14 protein-coding genes are annotated in these 18,269 nt (G+C 65.9%); 2 read left to right on the top strand and 12 right to left on the bottom strand.

All coding sequences use genetic code 11. The features are described from left to right. Positions 1-6: 6 nt before the first annotated feature. From V5F78_RS08240 to rnr, 7 genes are all read right to left on the bottom strand, one after another. Positions 7-840, bottom strand: coding sequence for an aldo/keto reductase (locus V5F78_RS08240; RefSeq protein WP_394071486.1), 834 nt, complete (start codon positions 838-840; stop codon positions 7-9). A 96-nt stretch (positions 841-936) separates the two neighbouring features. Then, positions 937-3,117 (bottom strand): fibronectin type III domain-containing protein, encoded by a 2,181-nt coding sequence (locus V5F78_RS08235; protein WP_394071487.1) that lies wholly within the window; start codon positions 3,115-3,117, stop codon positions 937-939. Positions 3,118-3,858: 741 nt separating this feature from the next. After that, the gene (gene rpmG, locus V5F78_RS08230; RefSeq protein WP_132033308.1) at positions 3,859-4,026 is read right to left on the bottom strand and encodes a 50S ribosomal protein L33; all 168 of its coding nucleotides are present in this window, start codon (positions 4,024-4,026) and stop codon (positions 3,859-3,861) included. A 119-nt stretch (positions 4,027-4,145) separates the two neighbouring features. Then, entirely contained in the window at positions 4,146-5,321 is a 1,176-nt protein-coding gene (locus tag V5F78_RS08225; protein WP_394071488.1) for an MFS transporter, read from the bottom strand. 45 nt (positions 5,322-5,366) lie between these two features. Then, positions 5,367-6,101: an NUDIX hydrolase gene (locus V5F78_RS08220; RefSeq protein WP_394071489.1), complete on the bottom strand. Its 735-nt coding sequence runs from the start codon at positions 6,099-6,101 to the stop codon at positions 5,367-5,369. After that, positions 6,098-6,571 carry a DUF983 domain-containing protein gene (locus V5F78_RS08215; RefSeq protein ID WP_394071490.1) on the bottom strand — a complete coding sequence of 158 codons (474 nt, stop codon included), beginning with the start codon at positions 6,569-6,571 and terminating at the stop codon, positions 6,098-6,100. The genes V5F78_RS08220 and V5F78_RS08215 overlap by 4 nt, the downstream gene beginning before the upstream one ends. After that, a complete protein-coding gene (gene rnr / locus V5F78_RS08210) occupies positions 6,568-8,991 on the bottom strand; it encodes a ribonuclease R (protein ID WP_394071631.1) in 2,424 nt (807 codons plus the stop codon). The genes V5F78_RS08215 and rnr overlap by 4 nt, the downstream gene beginning before the upstream one ends. A 409-nt stretch (positions 8,992-9,400) precedes the next feature. Between rnr and V5F78_RS08205 the strand changes: the two genes are divergently transcribed. Further along, positions 9,401-10,906: an MDR family MFS transporter gene (locus V5F78_RS08205; RefSeq protein WP_394071491.1), complete on the top strand. Its 1,506-nt coding sequence runs from the start codon at positions 9,401-9,403 to the stop codon at positions 10,904-10,906. A 96-nt stretch (positions 10,907-11,002) separates the two neighbouring features. On the opposite strand, the gene topA is transcribed toward V5F78_RS08205, so the two are convergent. Further along, positions 11,003-13,702, bottom strand: a complete 2,700-nt coding sequence (gene topA, locus V5F78_RS08200; RefSeq protein ID WP_394071492.1) for a type I DNA topoisomerase — start codon at positions 13,700-13,702, stop codon at positions 11,003-11,005. Between the two features lie 196 nt (positions 13,703-13,898). Between topA and V5F78_RS08195 the strand changes: the two genes are divergently transcribed. Next, positions 13,899-14,102, top strand: coding sequence for a hypothetical protein (locus V5F78_RS08195; RefSeq protein ID WP_394071493.1), 204 nt, complete (start codon positions 13,899-13,901; stop codon positions 14,100-14,102). A gap of 1 nt (position 14,103) precedes the next feature. Here the strand turns inward: V5F78_RS08195 and dprA are convergent, their stop codons facing one another. The 4 genes from dprA to V5F78_RS08175 are packed head-to-tail and all read right to left on the bottom strand — an operon-like array spanning position 14,104 to position 18,116. Further along, positions 14,104-15,213, bottom strand: coding sequence for a DNA-processing protein DprA (dprA, locus tag V5F78_RS08190; RefSeq protein WP_394071494.1), 1,110 nt, complete (start codon positions 15,211-15,213; stop codon positions 14,104-14,106). A gap of 4 nt (positions 15,214-15,217) precedes the next feature. Further along, positions 15,218-15,829: a glycerol-3-phosphate 1-O-acyltransferase PlsY gene (gene plsY, locus V5F78_RS08185; protein WP_394071495.1), complete on the bottom strand. Its 612-nt coding sequence runs from the start codon at positions 15,827-15,829 to the stop codon at positions 15,218-15,220. Between the two features lie 33 nt (positions 15,830-15,862). After that, positions 15,863-17,176 carry a dihydroorotase gene (locus tag V5F78_RS08180; RefSeq protein ID WP_394071496.1) on the bottom strand — a complete coding sequence of 438 codons (1,314 nt, stop codon included), beginning with the start codon at positions 17,174-17,176 and terminating at the stop codon, positions 15,863-15,865. After that, on the bottom strand, positions 17,169-18,116 hold the full coding sequence (locus V5F78_RS08175) for an aspartate carbamoyltransferase catalytic subunit (RefSeq protein WP_394071497.1): 948 nt from the start codon (positions 18,114-18,116) through the stop codon (positions 17,169-17,171). Before V5F78_RS08175 ends, V5F78_RS08180 begins: the two co-directional genes overlap by 8 nt. Between the last annotated feature and the right edge of the window lie 153 nt (positions 18,117-18,269).

The following is an 18,269-nucleotide window of genomic DNA, read 5'->3' as shown; positions in this document are numbered from 1 at the left end:
CGCGTCTCAGAGCATTTCCAGGCCGCGCTTGAGGGTGGGCGGGCGGAATTCCGCGTCGATGGCCGCGAGATCCTCGGCATCCAGCACGATATCGGCGGCCGCGATATTGGCGCGTACATGATCCGGCGTGGCGGCCTTGGGAATGGCGATCACATCCGGCCGGCGGATGACCCAGGCGAGCGCGACCTGATAGGGATCGACCCCATGCTTGCGCGCCACCGCGCCCAGCGCACCCGAGCGCGGCAGCCGCGCCTGCTCGATGGGGCTGTAGGCCATGATCGGAATGCCGTGCTCCGCGAGGAACGGAAACAGATCAAATTCCGGCCCCCGGCGCGTGGGGTTGTAGAGCACCTGATCGACCGCGCAGGCGCCACCGCCACAGTCGAGCAGCTCCTCCATGTCGTCGGTATCGAGATTGCTCACGCCCCAATGGCGGATCTTGCCCGCCGCCTGGAGCGCCTCGAAGGCGGCCACGGTGTCCTCGAAGGGATGGCTGCCGCGCCAATGCAGCAGATAGAGATCAATACGATCCGTGCGCATGCGCCTGAGGCTGCGCTCGCACGCCTCGACCGCGCCGCGCCGGCTGGCGTTGTGGGGATAGACCTTCGACACCAGGAACACCTTGTCCCGGTAGCCCTGAAGCGCCTCGCCGAGCATATCCTCGGTGCGGCCGTCGCCATACATTTCCGCGGTGTCAATGAGGGTTGCGCCGAGGTCCACACCGAGGCGCAAGGATGCGATCTCCTGCGCGCGACGGCCCGCCTGCTCGCCCATGAACCAGGTGCCCTGCCCGATGGCCGGAACGGTTTCACCACCCGGAAGCTTCACAGTTCTTGGCATTTTGTATCCCCGTTTGGGCCGGACCCTAACCGACCCGTCGCAGGGTGAAAAGGCACCCGCCGCACCGTGGCAGCGGGTGCGAAGCGTCATACGGGATTAGAAATTGCCGAAGATGTGGCTGAATTCGTACGCCGTCTGCTCGACCCCGCTGCCGAGCGGGGAGACGACGCCGACCGTGCTGCCATTGTCGCGGCCGAGCGACCACATGGCGAGGCGGGCGATATCCGGATTGCCGTCTGCGTAATCCAGCAATTCCTGGGCGTCCTGGAGCGTGAAGACCTCGCTGCTCACGTCATTGATGCCGATCATCGGCGTGATGCCGAGCTTGGCGTCAATGCCGATCTCCTTGAGCTGGGCCAGCGTGGCGATCGCGGCGGAAATGGCGTCCTTGCCCATGTCCCCGCTGTCGACCGACGCGCCGTAATCCATCGCCATGATGTTCACCACGTCGATGTGCACGCCATCGGCGGCGGCCTGCTTCAGCAGATTGATTCCGTCCTGCGTGAGGCCGGTCGGCAGCACCGGCAAGGTGAAGGAGATGGTGAGGTCGGGGTTCGCCTGGTCGAGCGCCACCAGCGCCTGGTCGCGCAGATGATTGGCGGCCGTGTTGGTGACAGCCGCGCCCTCGATATCGAAATCAATGGAATTCACGTGATAGCGGTCGATGACGGACTGATATTCCGCCGTCAGCTTGGCCGCGCTGGTGGCGGTGAGCGCGGCTTCCTGGCCGTTGGCACCGCCGAACGAGATGGTGATGTTTCCGCCGGCAGCCTGGATCGACTCGATCTGCGCGAGCATGGTGGAGCCATTCCACAGCGTATCGTTCTCGATGGTCCCGGTGCCCTGCCAGCCGATCTGGTCGGTCCCGGAGCTGAGCATGAAGGCCAGCGTGAAATCGAGCACGCCGGAATTCTTGGCGATCGCGAGCAGGTCCTGGCTCGTGCTGAGGGACATGTCGATGTAAGGCGCGAACACCTGTTCGAGATGGTCAGAGCTGCCGGCGACACCGGTCGTCACATGGATCGGGCTTGTGGTGGCCGAAGTTCCCGCTTCGTCGATCGCGACCACCGTAAAGTCATAGCTGGTGGAAGCGTCCAGATCGGCGACCTTGTAATGGGTGTCGGTGGTGGTCGCGATGAGCGCCCCATTCATGTAGACGCCATAGCCCGTCACTGTGCCGACGCCGTAGACCGTCGCCGCATCCCAGACCAGCACGGTCGAGGTGTCGGTGGTGCTCGCCGCGAACAGGTCCTCGGGTGCGTTCGGCACCACGGGCGTGCTGTCCAGATAGCCGACGAAGCTCCAGACTTCGCCACTGCCCTCGGTGCCGTGGTTGGCGGCGGGATCGCTGCCTTGGGTCCACCAGCCGGCCTTGTAGACCACGCCGTTCTCGCTCGCGAGATCGCCGCTGTTATAGACCTTGGTGGCGGACCAGGGGTCGGCATAGATGGTAGTGCCGCCCGTGCCGGGCGCGCCAGTGCCGCTGCCGCCGGTGCCCGACTCGCCGGTGCCCGTGCCGCCGGTGCCTGTCCCGCCGGTGCCGGACTCGCCGCTACCTCCAGAACCGGTGCCGCCGGTCCCCGTTCCACCGGTTCCGGTACCGCCGGATCCCGTGGTGCCGGTCAGCGCATCGGTCCATTCGCTGACGGCCGAACTGTCCTTGGCGATGATATTGGCAAGGCTCAGGTCGGCGAGCGAAACGCCCGTGAGCGTATAGGTCTGGTTGTTGCTGGGAATGGAGATGACCACCGAGCCCGCGACCTCGGACAGGGTGAAATTGTCCGCCGAGAACCAGCCGAAATCCAGCTTGTCCAAAGCTGTGTCGAAATTCAGCACCGTGTTGGTGCCCCAGGCCCAGGTAATCGTGGTGACGGTGGCGACCCCATCGCCCGCATGGCCGGAACCGGTGTCTCCACCCGTGCCGGTTTCCCCGCCTGTGCCGGTGCCTCCGGTCTCAGTACCACCCGTTTCTGTGCCGCCGGTCCCGGTGCCGCCGCCGGTCCCCGGGGTCGCGAGGGCCGAGGTCCATTCCGCGAGCGCGCTGGAATCCTTGGCCGTGATGTTCGCCATCGTCAGCTGAGAGAGGTGAACGCCTTGCAGCGTGTAGGTCTCATTGTTCGAGGGAATGGAAATGACGACCGAGCCGTTCACCTCCGTCACCGTGAACTGATCGGCCTGGAACCAGCCGAAATCCAGCACGTCGGTGGCGGGGTTGAAGGCCAGAACGGTGTTCTTGCCCCAGGCCCAATTTATTGCGGTCGTCGTTCCCGTTGTCATCACACATCCTTCTGCGCGCCCACGGGCCCCTCGCCCCAGCGAGACCCAGGCTATTTCCAGATCAGGCTTTCTTATCTGGCCGTCATGTTCAAGCTGAACTTAGTTCACAATGGCCGTTTTCGTTCGTTTTCCCCCCAGCACCTTCGAACGGCACGCTTATGCGGAGAACAGGCCGTTTTAAGATTTTCGATTTGTCGCCGAAACCCGACATTCATCATGAAATAATTTCGAGTAATTGAGAGATTATCACCTTATAAGTAATTATTACATAAATATACCATCATTTTTACAGACATTACGGAGAGTTGACGGCCGAAGTAATGAGCAAATGTACTTCATTTGTTTTGCCGGCATATTATGCCTCGTCCCGCCCGCGCCCCGCAGTGGAGACAGATCAGATTGATCGGTCGCGCCGGCTGCGGCTGCGACGTTCCCGAAATGCGATGAGGAGGGCCCAATAGAAGATTGCCCCCTATGGGTCTGTTGGTGAGGGGAGCAATTGCCGGTCCGGACGAAGGCCGGCATCTGTGAGCCTGGGCGCAAGGCGGGATCACGGCATCGCCGACCTGTCGGCCTGGCGCGCGCTTCACATGGGGGTCGCCGCGCGTGACCTGGGTGCGCTGGGTGCGTGCCGCGCATCGGTCCACGCCATCGAGCGTCAGCCGCGCGGGTGGTAGGGGCTCACAAAAAGAAAAGGGCGCCCCGAGAGGCGCCCTGGTCAGTCACGATGAACGGGTCAGATCACTTGATCTTCGTCTCGCGGAATTCGACGTGCTTCTTCGCCACCGGGTCGTACTTCTTCAGCACCAGCTTGTCGGTCTTGGTGCGGGAGTTCTTCTTGGTGACATAGAACACGCCCGTGTCCGCGCTGGACAGAAGCTTGATCTTAATGGTTGCAGCCTTGGCCATGGTCTATCCTTGATGCCGCTACGGCGCGCGAACCGAAAGCGGTCGCGGAAAAGAATTACGCTCGCGCCACCGCATTGGCGGCACGTGGGCGCGGAAATTCACTCATCACGGCCCGAATGTCAAGCGTGGGCACGCTTTTCCACCATCATGTGGCCCGCCACCACCAGCACATACATGCCCAGCATGCCGGCCATCACATAAGCGAAACCATACGGATTGTAGATGTCCATGCCGAGCCCGACCAGCGGCGGACCGACAATGAGCCCGATCGAATAGAGCATCACGAACGCTGCATTGGCGGCCGCAAGGTCCGCTCCATGGAATCGCGCGCCGAGATGGGCGAGCCCCACCGTGTAGAGGCTGCCCACGACACCCGTCGCCAGGAACACCGCAACCTTGAAGGCCAGCGTATCGACCGCGATCTGCACCATGATGAGCGCCCCGATGGTGCCGAACAGCGCGCAGCCCAGCAGCAGGATGCGGCGGTCGATTCGGTCGCTCACGAGGCCGAGTGGGATCTGGAACACCACATTGCCCAGCACCGCGATGGTGAGCAGCAGCGAGGCGCCCCCCTCCGGCAGGCCGAGCCGCACGCCATAGAGGGGCAGAAAACTCATCACCGCGGTTTCGATGGCGCCGAACACCAGGGCCGCCAGGGTCGCCACGGGCGAGAGGCGGATGAACATCAGCACGCCGTGATGGTCGCCATCGGCGATCTTGGGCGTCATGCCGCGCGCCATGAGAATGGGGATCGCGCCGGCCGCGAGCATGATCGCCCCCGCCACATAAGGTGGCCAGCCGCGCGCGCCGAGAAGGCCGAGAATCGCCGGCCCGATGGCTGCGCCCACCGAAAGGCCGGTGGCATAGATTCCCATGATCAGTCCGCGTCGATGCGGCGGCGCGACCGCATTGATCCAATATTCGCTGACCGCGAACAGGATGCAGAGCGCGGCACCGAAGGCGAAGCGCAGCGGAAACCACAGCACGAACGACGGCACCAATTTGAACGCCAGCAAGCTCACGGCGGTCACCGCGATCGCCAATGTCAGCAGCGCTCGAACGCCGAGCTTGCGCACCATCAGCGGCACGAAAGGCGCGGTGGCGACCGTCGCCACTCCGGCGACCGCCGTGTTGATGCCGATCCAGGTGTTCGAGATGCCACGCGATTCCAATTCCAGCGCGAGGAGCGGAATCGACAGGCTGATACCGATGCCGACCACCGATATGGCGGAGATCGCTGCGGTAATTGAGGCAGTCCGGCTCATGGGAGCGCCGGACTGCTGGGGGGCATGCATGTGAATTCCTGAGACGTTCCTGAAGAGTGTCCCGCCGCCGGCGGCTTAATCGAGCAGGGCGCGCACGAACTTGCCGTAGCGCACGCTGTAGAACGGCACCGGCGTCTCGCGCCGGAAGCCGGCATCCAGCCGGGCCTGCACCTCTTCCAGGATGACGCGGGTGATGGCGGGAAGTTCCGCCTTCTCGGTTTCCTTGAAGGTGAGCCAGCGGGTTTCGATGAGTTCGGAATCCGGTCCCACCATGCCGTCCACCTTTTTCGCGATGGCACTGACATCGGCAGCAAAGAAGCGCGTGTCGAAGCGCTTGGGGCGGCGCGGCGGGGTGATCGCGCGCAGCACGAAGGTCAGCGATTCGAGATTTGGGAACACGCCATGCTCACGGAAGGCGTTCCATCCCTCTGCCGGGCTTTCCGGCGCGCCTGCTTCCGTGGTGCCCACCATAATGCCGGTTTCCTCATACATCTCCCGGATGGCGGCGGCGGCGAGCGCCCGGCTGCGCTGGGCGCTGGCGCGGGGCGTCTGTTCCTGAAGGCGGCGCTCGCTTTCATTATCCAGCATGCCGAACACCGGCATGGCGCGATCGCTCACCTCAAGGCTGCCGCCGGGAAACACGAACACGTTGGGCATGAAGCGGTGGCCGGGGTGCCGCAGCCCCATCAGCACGCGGGGTTCCTTGCGGCTGCGATCCAGCAGGATCAGCGAGGCCGCGTCGCGCGGGCGCACGTTCGGGCTGGTCTGCTGGCGTTCGACAGCGGAAAGGCGTGCAGCAAGATCAGTCATTGTGAGGCCGTTGGGAGAGCGGAGGGGCGCGGTTCGCGTTCGGGACTGTTTGGGTCGAAGCCATGCATGCGCCGCGACCATTGCAGCGCGATGAGGGCTCCCTTCAATACCGGGAGCAGCACCAAGCTCAAGACCAGAGTGAGGGGAAGGAACGTGACGAGGTGGACCCAGACCTCAGGGCGGAACACTTCCTCGACCAATACCAGCAACGGTACGACGATATGCCCCACCACGAAAATGACCGCGTAGGGCGGCGCGTCGTCGGCGCGGTGGTGGTAAAACTCCTCGTCACAGACGGGGCAGGCCTCGTTCACCTTGATGTAGGAGCTGAACAAGCGGCCGGTGCCGCATTGCGGGCAGCGACCGAGCGCGCCACGCGCGAGCGCACGGCCGAGAGGACGCTCGCCGCCAGACACAGGAGCCGTCTTCCCATAAACATAGGACCGGCCGGTCGGATCAATGGCACTCATGGTCGTTTGCGTCCCCCGCCCGCCCCCGACGGGCCCGACTTGGATGGACCGGGCTTACCGGATTCGATCTTACCCGATCCCGGCTTGCCCCGCCCTGGCGTTCCCGGGCTTGCGCGGGTCGCGCCTGCGGCATCGCCAGCCGACTTGAAGCTGCGCGCCCGCCCTGGCGCCGATTTACCGCCCCCCGGCTTTCCCGGACCCGGCCGTCGGCCGGGACGAGCCCCGGCGCGGCTGCCCTTTACATAGGCGCCCTCCGACAGAAGCTCAAATCGCAGCGCGCCGGCGACAGGCGCTGCTTCCACCAGCTTCACCTCGACCCGGTCGCCGATGCGGTGCATCTCGCCCGTCCGATCGCCCACCAGGGCCTGCCGCGCCTCATCGAAGCGGTAATAATCCGCGCCCAGCGTTGAGGCGGGGATGAAGCCGTCGGCGCCGGTCTCGTCGAGTGCGACGAACAGTCCCGCCTTGGTCGCTCCGGTGATGCGGGCAGCGAAGGTGGCGCCGATCTGGTCGGCGAGATGATGGGCGATGAGGCGGTCCACCGTCTCCCGCTCCGCCGCCATGGCGCGCCGCTCGGTACCGGAGATGGCGGTGGCGATCTCGGCCAGTTGCTCGGAGGTCATGCCCTCCGGCAAACCGTCTTTGCCGAAATGATGCGCGCGCACCAGACCGCGATGAACGATCAGGTCCGAATAGCGACGGATCGGCGAGGTGAAATGCGCGTAACGCCGCAGATTCAGGCCGAAATGCCCATAATTTTCCGGCGAATATTCCGCCTGGGATTGGCTGCGCAGCACCACCTGGTTGACCATGGGCGCGACATCGCTGCCCACCACCTGCGCCAGGATGTGGTTGAAATTGGAGGGCCGCACCTGGTCGCTCTTGGGCAGCTTGATGTCGAGCGTCGCCAAAAACTCCCGCAGGATCGAGAGCTTTTCCAGCGTCGGGCCGTCGTGGACGCGATAGACCAGCGGCGTGCGCTTCTCTTCCAAAGTCTCGGCCGCCGCCACATTGGCGAGGATCATGAATTCCTCGATCAGGCGGTGGGCATCGAGGCGCTGCGGCACGATCACCCGGTCCACCGTGCCGTCGTCCTTAAGCACGATCTTGCGCTCGGGCAGATCGAGATCCAGCGGCTGGCGGGCTTCCCGCGCGATCTTGAGGCAGGCATAGGCGGCATAGAGCGGGCGCAGAACGCCCTCCACGAGCGGGTCGGTGACCTCGTCCGCCTGCCCGTCGATGGCCGCCTGCGCCTGGGCATAGGCCAGTTTCGCCGCCGAGCGCATGAGGACGCGATGGAAGGTGTGGCCGCGCTTGCGGCCGTCGGCGCCGATGATCATACGCACCGCGAGCGCGGGGCGGTCCTCGTGCGGCCGCAGCGAGCACAGGTCGTTGGAAATGCGCTCCGGCAGCATGGGCACCACCCGGTCCGGGAAATAGACCGAATTGCCCCGCAGCAGCGCCTCGCGATCCAGCGCCGAGCCCGGCGGGATATAAGCCGCGACATCCGCGATGGCGACGGTGAGGATGAAACCGCCCTTGTTGGCTGGGTCCTCGTCCGCCTCCGCATGGACCGCGTCGTCATGGTCCTTTGCGTCCGGCGGGTCGATGGTGACAAGCGGCAGTTTGCGCCAATCCTCTCGCTCGGTGAGCTTCACCGGCTTGGCGGCGGCGGCTTCCTCCAGCACCGCGGGCGGGAAGACGTGGGGAATGCCGTGGGCGTGGATCGCGACCAGCGAGATCGCCTTCTCCGTCGCTAACGAACCGAGCCGTTCCTTCACCCGCGCCGTGGGCAGGCCGAACACGCGCTGGCGCATGAGCTCGACCGAAACCAAATCGCCGTCCTGTGCCTCCTGCTCGGCGCCGGGCGGCACCTGCAATTCGCGGCCGAGATTCTTCTTGTCCACGGGGATGATGCGCCCGCCGCCGCCATGCGGAGCGGCGCGGAAAATGCCGATGGTCTGCTTGCGCGCCTTCTCCAGCACCTTGATGACGCGGCCGGTGGGCAATCCCTCCTGCGCGCGATCGTCGAAGATCCGCAGCAGCACCCGGTCCGACAGGCCGGGCGCCGGCCCCTGCCCACGCCGGGGTGTAACGACACGGATGCGCGGCGGCTCGCCGTGCTGCTCCTCGTCCCATTCCACCGGAACGGCGATCAGGTCGCCATCGTCATCTCGGCTGGAGATATCCGCCAGCAGCACGCCGCCCAGGGCGCCAGGCACATGCACCTTGCGGCGGCGGCGCTCCACGGCACCGTCTTCGGCGAGATCGCGCAGCAGCGCCTTCAGCTCGATCTTCTGCGCGGAATTGAGCCCATAGGCGCGGGCGATCTCCCGCTTGTCCACTTCGCCGCCGCGTGCCGCGATAAAAGCCGTCAGCTCCGCTTTGGTGGGCACCTCGCCCTGGCGGGCCGGCGGCACGAATGCCGCGCGCGCTTCCGCCTCGACCGCTGCGAGGCGGCGGCCGGCGCGCGTCTTACCTCCCGCCTTGGGACGGGAACGGGGGGAACGGCCGGCGGGAGTTGAGGATTTCGGCAAGGCAAGGGTCCATTGATCGGGCCGAACCTACCTGAGCGGGCGACCTTCTGCCAGCGTTTGCCCATGCGCACGGCGCGGGCCTGCGCTCTCGCCCGGTTTTTTCGATTGCGACACTGATGGGGCCCATTCCGCAGGGGCCGTCGCTGTCACGAAAAAGCGAGTTCGAAAATTTTGGTACCTAAATCGCGATTTCGGGCGTTGAACGCAAAGCGCAGCAGGCAGACAGTGCAGCGCTCTCCCGCCCGCCTGCATCATCCGGGCTCGTGGCTCAGCCGCCTTCGATGAGTATTTCATGAGCGCACCCACCGAACCGTCCAGTTCCGCCCCGTCTCCCGCGTCGCCGGCTCTGAGCCACGCGGAGATCCTCACCATCATCATCGGCATCACACTGGCGATGCTGCTGGCCGCGCTGGACCAGACCATCGTCGCGACCGCCCTGCCCACCATCGGCTCGGACCTCAACGATTTCGTCAATCTCTCCTGGGTCGTCACGGCCTATCTGCTGAGTTCCACTGCGGTAACGCCGCTCTATGGCAAGCTCAGCGACGTCCTCGGCCGACGCGTGGTGCTGCTGTTCGCCATCGGCGTGTTCATCCTGGGCTCGCTGGCCTGCGCCCTGGCGCCGAGCATGCTGGCGCTTGTCCTGGCGCGCGGCCTTCAGGGATTGGGGGGCGGCGGACTGATCTCGCTGGCGCAAACCATCATCGCCGATGTCGTCTCGCCGCGCGAACGGGGACGCTACCAGGGCTATATCGCCAGCGTCTTCGCCGCCAGCAGCATTGCCGGCCCGGTACTGGGCGGCCTGATTGCCGACCACCTCCACTGGTCGCTGATTTTCTGGATCAACCTGCCCTTAGGCCTTGCCGCTTTCCTGATGACCGAGCGGACCCTGCGTGGCCTGCCGCGCCATGAACGGCGCCACAAGGTGGACGTGCTGGGCGGCGCGCTCATGATCTCGGCGGCTACCACCTTGCTGCTCGCCCTGACCTGGGGCGGCGTGCATTATCCCTGGGGCTCCGCGCCGATCCTCTGCCTGTTCGCGGTCGCGCTGGTGCTTTCGATCGCCTTCGTGTGGCGCATGAGGACCGCGCCGGAACCGTTTCTGCCACTTTCGATCCTCGCCAATCGCGTGGTCAGCATGAGCGTCAGCTCGGTGTTCTTCGTGGCCGGCATCATGATCGCGCTGTCGATCAATGTGCCGCTCTATTTCGAGACCGTGCGCCTGTTCACGCCCAGCCAGTCGGGCCTCGCCCTGATCCCGCAATCGGCAGGGGTTGTGTTGGGCGCGACCATCTCGGGCCGTGCGATGGCCCGGCTGACCCATTACAAACTGCCGGCGATGATCGGATTGTCCATTTCGTGCGCGTGCCTGGTGGCATTCGCCCTGATGCCGGAGCACCTGCCCACCGCCCTGCTGCTGGTGATGCTGGGGCTCATGGGCACCGGCATCGGAACCGTGTTGCCGGTATCCACGGTCGCGATCCAGAACGCGGTTTTGCCGCACCAATTGGGCACCGCTACCGGCACCTCTAATTTCTTCCGCGCACTCGGCGCAGCCATTTTCGTGGCGATGCTGGGTGCGGTTCTGCTCGGAGCGTTGGGCGTGTCCCAACAGGGCGACATCGCGATGCTGGCCCACGACGCCGATCCGGCGGTGTTGAGCCACGCCTTTCGCTTGGTGTTTGCGGCGGCGGCCGCGGCGATGCTGTGCGGTCTTGGCTTCCTGATCGCCATGGAGGAACGCCCGCTCCGCCGCACCGTGCGCGACGCAGAAGAGGTGCCGGCCCTCGCCGAGTGAGACGCCGGTGCTCCGCCGGGCCTTTTGCCCGAGGGAGCTCGCCCAACCGTGCCGGAGGCCGAAGCCGCGAGGCTCCGGCCGAGAGGGAGCTGCCCGTCAGGAGGCGGGCTTGGCCTTCGCGGCGGGTTTTGGGCTCGAGGCCTTCTTTGCCGCAGGCTTTTTGGCGGCCGGCTTCTTGGCCGCAGCCTTGGGCTTTGCCGCGACCGTGTCCCCATCCTCGCCGGGAGCGGCCTTGGCCTTGGGCGCCGCCGCCTTCTTTGCCGGCGCCTTGCGCGCCGTCTTGGCTGCCGGCGCGGTCGCCGCCTTGGCGTCGATCAGGGTGATCGCTTCCGCCAGTGTAAGCTGGTCGGGGTCCAGCGCCTTGGGCAAGGTCGCGTTGATCTTGCCGTGATTGACATAGGGCCCGAACCGGCCCGGCCGCACGGTAATCGCCCCGCCGCTCGGATGATCGCCGAGATTGCGGCCTGCGGTGGCGCCGCCACGCGCGCCCCTGCCCTTCGCCTGCTTCTCCGCCAGCAGGGTGATCGCGCGATTGAGCCCGATGGCGAGAATATCGTCGCCGTCCTCAATGTTCGCATAGACCTTGCCGTGCTGGATGTAAGGCCCGAACCGCCCGATGCCGGCGAGAATAGGCTCGCCATCCTCGGGATGCACCCCGATCGGGCGCGGCAGCGCGAGCAGCGCCAGCGCCGTATCAAGGTCCACATCGGCGGGCTTCAAGCCCTTGGGAAGGCTCGACCGCTTGGGCTTGGCGCCGTCGACGCCCTCACCCAATTGCAGATAGGTGCCGAACCGGCCGTCGCGGATGGTGACTTCCAGTCCGGTCTCGGGATCGGCGCCCAGCTTGCGGGTCCCCTCGCCCTCCTGCGGCGCTTCCCCGCTGAGCGGCTGGGTGTGACGGCATTCGGGATAATTGGAGCAGCCGATGAAGGCGCCGAACTTGCCCATCTTGAGCGAGAGCCGCCCGGTGCCGCAGGTCGGGCACAGGCGCGGATCGGTGCCGTCCGCCTTCGGCGGGAAGATGTGCGCGGTCAACATCTCGTCGAGCGCATCCAGCACCTGCGAGACGCGCAGATCCTTCGTGGCATCGACCGCAAGCGAGAAATCCGCCCAGAATTCGCGCAGCACCTGTTTCCAGTCCACCTCGTCGGCGGACACGCGGTCGAGCTTCTCCTCCAGATCGGCGGTGAAGTCGTATTCCACGTACTTCTTGAAGAAGCTCTCCAGGAAGGCGGTCACGAGCCGCCCCTTGTCCTCGGCGACGAGGCGCTTCTTCTCAAGCTTCACATATTCGCGGTCCTGCAACACCGCGAGCACGGCCGCATAGGTGGAGGGACGGCCGATGCCGAGCTCCTCCATGCGCTTGACCAGCGAGGCTTCCGAGAAGCGGGGCGGCGGCTCGGTGAAATGCTGGGCGGTGGCGATCTCGCGCTTGTCCAGCTTCTCGCCCGTCGACATGGCGGGAAGCCGGCGGCTCTCCTCGTCCTCGTCGTCGTCGTCCTTGCCTTCGCGATACAGCGCCAGGAAGCCATCGAACTTCACCACCGTGCCGGTGGCGGTCAGGTCCAAAGTACGCGGGCCGGCCTGGGCGATGATGTCCGCGGTCGTGCGCTCCAGCGCCGCCGATTCCATCTGGCTCGCGACGGTGCGGGTCCAGATCAGTTCGTAGAGGCGGGCCTGGTCGGCATCGAGGTGGCGCGCGACCTCGCGCGGGCTGCGATGGGAATCGGTGGGGCGGATGGCCTCGTGGGCCTCCTGGGCGTTCTTGGCCTTGGTGGTGTATTTGCGCGGAACCGACGGCAGATAGCGGTCGCCGAACTGCTTGCCGATGGCGCTGCGGGTTGCCTCCACGGCTTCGGGCGCCATGTCCACGCCGTCGGTACGCATATAGGTGATGAGGCCCACGGTCTCGCCGCCGATGTCCACGCCTTCATACAGGCGCTGGGCGATCTGCATGGTGCGAGCCGGTGCAAGGCCGAGCTTGCGGCTCGCCTCCTGCTGCAAGGTGGAGGTCGTGAAGGGCGGCTGGGGATGCCGCTTGACCGGCTTCGCCTCGATATTGCGCACCGAGAAGGCAGCGCTCTCCAGCGATGCGCGGAAGGCGGCGGCTTCCTCGGCTGTGCCGACGGACAGGCGCGTGATCTTCTTGCCGTCCGCGCCGGACAGGCGCGCTTCGAACGTTTCTCCGCGCGGCGTGGCGAGCTGGGCGACGATCGACCAATATTCGCGCGGAACGAAGGTCTCGATCTCCCGCTCCCGGTCGCAGACGAGGCGCAGCGCGACGGACTGCACCCGGCCCGCCGAGCGGGCGCCCGGCAACTTGCGCCACAGCACCGGCGAAAGGGTGAAGCCCACCAGATAGTCGAGGGCGCGGCGGGCGAGATAGGCATCCACCAGCGCGATGTCGACCGCGCGCGGCTGCTTCATCGCCTCCAGCACCGCCTGCTTGGTGATGGCGTTGAAGACCACGCGCTCGACCTTCTGGCCCTTGAGCGCCTTCTTCTCGCGCAGCACCTCGAGCACGTGCCAGGAAATCGCCTCGCCTTCGCGATCCGGGTCGGTGGCAAGGATCAGCCCATCGGCCGCCTTCACCGCCTTGGCGATGTCGCTCAGGCGCTTCTGCGATTTCGGATCGACCTCCCAAAGCATGCGGAAGTCGGCCTCGGGATCAACCGAGCCGTCCTTCGACGGGAGATCGCGGACGTGTCCGTAGGAGGCGATGACCTCATAATCCGGACCAAGATATTTGTTGATCGTCTTCGCCTTTGCGGGCGATTCGACGATGACGACCTGCATGACGGCTGCTGTCTCTTGAAAACGCCGCGGCCCCTGGCGGCGGCGGCAACATGGGGTGCGACGCACGGCCTGTCAAATCCGCAGGCGGCAAGCCACCATCCAAACCATCCTTTCGTGAATACAACCCTGAGTAGCTTGTTTAACCACCCCCAACTCGCAGGATGCGCAAATATGGACGGGGCAAGAGGATGTCGGGATGTCTGGGGCGCGCGAAGACTTTAACGAGGATCAGGCCGCCGAGTTCGCGGCCTATGTGGCGTCGTTGACTGCCGAATTGTCGCGCCTGGCACACCGGCACCGGCTCTCCACCCTCGCCTATCTGCTGGAAATGTCGAGAATGGAGGCGCGCGGTATTGCCCAGCCGCGGCCGGTGGGCAAACCCCAGGAGGCGCGCGAATAGCCTAGCGCAGGCTCACCAATCCCCCGCCATGCCGCTCAAGCCGCCCCGCCAGATCCAGTTCCAGCAGCACCCATTGCACATCGCTGACGCTCGCACCGGAGAATCGCACGAGATCGTCCATGGGGGTCGGCACAGGCCCGAGCAGCTCGGCGATGCGCGCGCGCACCGTATCGTCGGGAGGGGACGGCTCGGGCGGAGCGGCGGGCGCTTCCAGATCCTGCACGGGCAGACGCGCGAACAGGGGGGTCAGCGCCTCAACCACGTCGTCGGCGCAGGTGACGAGGGTTGCCCCCCGCTTCAGCAGTGAATTGGTGCCACCGGCGCGCGGATCCAACGGAGAACCCGGAATCGCAAAGACTTCGCGGCCCTGCTCGGCGGCGAGGCGCGCGGTGATGAGCGACCCGGAACGCTCCGCCGCCTCCACCACCACCACCCCGAGCGACATGCCCGAGACGAGGCGATTGCGGCGCGGAAAATCGCGCGCGCGCGGCTCCCAGTTCAGCGGCATTTCGGACAGCAGCGCGCCCTGGTCGGCAACCGCCTCTATCAGTTTGAGGTTTTCGGGCGGGTAAGGCCGTGCCAACCCGCCGGCAAATACGCCGATGGTGCCGCTTGCAAGACTGGCTTCGTGGGCTGCCGCATCTATGCCGCGTGCCAGACCCGACACAATGGCATAGCCCGCCGCACCAAGGTCGCGCGCGAAGCGGCCGGCCAGCGTGCGACCGGCAGCCGAGGCATTGCGAGCCCCGACGATGGCAATCTTCGGCGCTCGTAATGCCGCCCCCTTGCCGCGCACGCAGAGCAGCGGCGGCGCATCGTCGATTTCCTGAAGGGGGTGGGGATAATCCTCTTCCCCCATGGCGACCAGCCGGCCGCCGATGCGCGCGAGGGCCGCGATTTCGTCCTCGACCTCGGCCAGGCTCGGAACGCGAGGGGGAATCAGCCGTCCGCCTTTGCGGGCGAGGGTCGGCAGGGCTTCAAGCGCGGCGGCCGCCCCGCCGAACTGGTTGATGAGAGCTCGGAACGTGCGCGGCCCCACTTGCTCGGTGCGAATCAACCGCAGCCAATCGGCGCGCTGCCGGGGCGAAAGGGTGACGCCCCGCCGTGCCATGCGCTCACCCCTTCGCGCCGATACGGCCTTCGGTGCCGGACAGCAGGCGGGCGATATTGGCGTGATGCTTGGCCCAGAGCAGCACCGCGAGGCCCGCCATCAGCAGCCCCATTTCCGGTCCACTCGCGAAATAAGCGGCCAGCGCCGTCGCCGCCGAGGCGACCAGGGCGGCGAGTGAGGAATAGCGCGTCAGCGCGGCGATGCCGAGCCAGACCAGGGCGAAGACCAGGGCAGACATCCAGGAGAGACCGAGCGCAACGCCAAGGAAGGTGGCAACTCCCTTGCCCCCCTTGAAACCGAGCCAGACCGGGAACAGATGGCCGAGAAATGCCGCGAGACCGGCGACGAGAGCTGCGTCCGGCCCGAGCCATGCGCGCGCGATGAGCACCGCGGCCGTTCCCTTCAGGGCGTCTCCGAGCAAGGTGAGAGCGGCAAGGTCCTTGCGGCCGGTGCGCAAGACATTCGTCGCGCCGATATTCCCCGAGCCGATGGTCCGGATATCGCGCGTGCCGGCAAGGCGCGTGATGATGATGCCGAAAGGGATTGAGCCCAGGATATAGCCGAGGGCAAACGCCGCCAGCGTCCACGGCAAGGCGAGAGTCCAGGAAAGCTGCATGCACAAGCCCCACGTGCCGGCCGCGCCGACCGATCAAACGTATTCGTATACCGTACGCCCGGCAACCAGTGTTCGCAGCACCCGTCCGCTCATGCGGGCTTCATCGAACGGCGTATTGCGCGAGCGCGAGTTGAGCTGGGCGGGATCCACCAGCCAGGGCATCTCGGGATCGAACACAACGAGGTCCGCAGGTGCGCCGGGCCGCAGCGTTCCTGTGGGCAGGCCGAGCAATTCCGCCGGCCGGGTGGAGAGCGCACGCAGCACGTTCACGATGTCCACCTGGTCCGAATGCACCAGCCGCAGGGCCGCAGAGAGCAGGGTTTCCATGCCGATCGCGCCGGGCTCGGCCTCCGAGAAGGGGAGCCGCTTCATCTCCACGTCCTGCGGGATATGGTCGGACACCACCACGTCGATGAGGCCGGACGCCAGCGCATGGATCAGCGCCTGGCGATCCTCTTCTCCGCGCAAGGGCGGGTTCAATTTGAAATAGGTCCGGTACTGGCCGATATCCAGCTCGTTGAAGCTGAGATGGTTGATGCTCACAGACGCTGTCACCGGCAGCCCGGCATGTTTTGCCCGCGCCAGCACCTCCAGCGATTCGGCGCATGTGAGAGCTGCGGCGTGGTACCGTCCGCGCGCTCCATCGACGAGCCGCAGATCGCGTTCCAGCACAATGGCTTCGGCAGATTTCGGATTGCCCGGCAGGCCGAGCCGGGTAGCGAAGGCGCCTTCGTTCATGGCGCCCTGCGACATCGAGGCGTCTTCGGTGTGATGCACGATCAGCGCATCGAAATCGCGCGCATAACTCAGGCAGCGGCGCAGTACCTGCGCACTCTTCACCGAATGCGGCCCGTCGGTAAAGGCCACCGCGCCCGCCGCCTGAAGCAGGCCGATTTCGGTCATTTCCTCGCCCTTGAGGCCCTTGGTCAGGGCGGCCATGGGGTGCACGCGCACGATGGCGGTATCGCGGGCGCGGCGCAGGATGAAGTCGACGATCGCGGGATCGTCCACCACCGGGTCGGTATCTGGCTGGCACACGATGGTGGTGACGCCGCCTGCCGCTGCCGCGCGGCTTGCGGTGGCCAGGGTCTCGCGATGCTCCGCGCCCGGCTCACCGACGAAGGCGCGCATGTCGACGAGGCCCGGTGCGACGATCGCGCCCCGGCAATCCACCACCTCCGCCCCATCCGGAACACCGGCGGCGGCGATGCCGAAGGCGCTGTCCTCGATCCGCCCCTCGATGATCAGGACGTCGCCGTGGAAATCCGAACCGCGGGAGGGGTCGATCACCCGTGCGTTCGCGAGAACCACCGGGCGGCTATCGGACGGGCGGACGGTCTCACGCATTTGGCAGTTTCCGCGCCAGGGCATCGAGCACCGCCATGCGGACCGCGACACCCATTTCCACCTGTTCCCGGATCAGGGACTGCGGCCCGTCGGCGACGCTGGAATCAATCTCGACGCCGCGGTTCATGGGGCCGGGATGCATCACTAGGGCATCGGGCTTGGCGCGCCGAAGCTTGGCCTGATCCAGGCCGAAATAATGGAAATATTCCTTCACCGAGGGAATGAAAGAGCCCGCCATGCGCTCGCGTTGAAGGCGCAGCATCATCACGATGTCCGCCCCCTCAAGCCCGCTGTCCATGGAGCGGTGGACCTCGATCCCGAACTGCTCGATGCCGCTCGGCAGCAGGGTGGAGGGCGCGATCACCCGCACCTGCGCGCCGAGCGTCGCCAGCAGGTGAATGTTCGAGCGCGCCACGCGCGAATGCAGGACATCCCCGCAGATCGCGACCGTCAGCCCCTGGATGCGCCCCTTGTTGCGGCGGATGGTGAGGGCATCCAGCAGCGCCTGGGTGGGATGTTCATGCGCGCCGTCGCCGGCATTAACCACGCAGCAATCCACCTTGCGCGCCAGCAGCGCCACGGCGCCGGAGGCATGGTGGCGCACCACCAATATGTCGGGATGCATGGCATTGAGGGTCATCGCGGTGTCGATGAGGCTTTCGCCTTTTTTCACCGACGAGGTGCCCACCGACATGTTCATCACGTCGGCGCCGAGGCGTTTGCCAGCGATCTCGAAAGAGGATTGCGTGCGGGTGGAGGCCTCGAAGAACAGATTGATCTGCGTGCGCCCACGCAAAGTGTTGCGCTTCTTCTCGATCTGCCGGTTGAGATCGACGAATTCCTCGGCAAGATCCAGCAGGCCGACGATCTCGCCGGCTGAAAGACCTTCGATGCCGATCAGGTCGCGGCGATCAAGGGTGAAGGCGAGGGAAGGTTGCATGGCAGGCGGCAGGCTTAACCACACTCGGCCCCAGCCGCAAGGGTAGAACGTGCGCGAGCCACAGGCCATTCGGCCATCCGTGTCACCATGCGCACCCGCCAGTTCGCCGGGAGAACAGAAATTTGACGTTTCAGCGCCATTGTTCGTTCACAG

The organism is Roseixanthobacter glucoisosaccharinicivorans, assembly GCF_043195095.2.
In the GTDB taxonomy this organism is placed as follows: domain Bacteria; phylum Pseudomonadota; class Alphaproteobacteria; order Rhizobiales; family Xanthobacteraceae; genus NCEH01.
The sequence above is the reverse complement of the archived record's forward strand: the minus strand, read 5'-3'. Positions and strand labels throughout refer to the sequence as shown.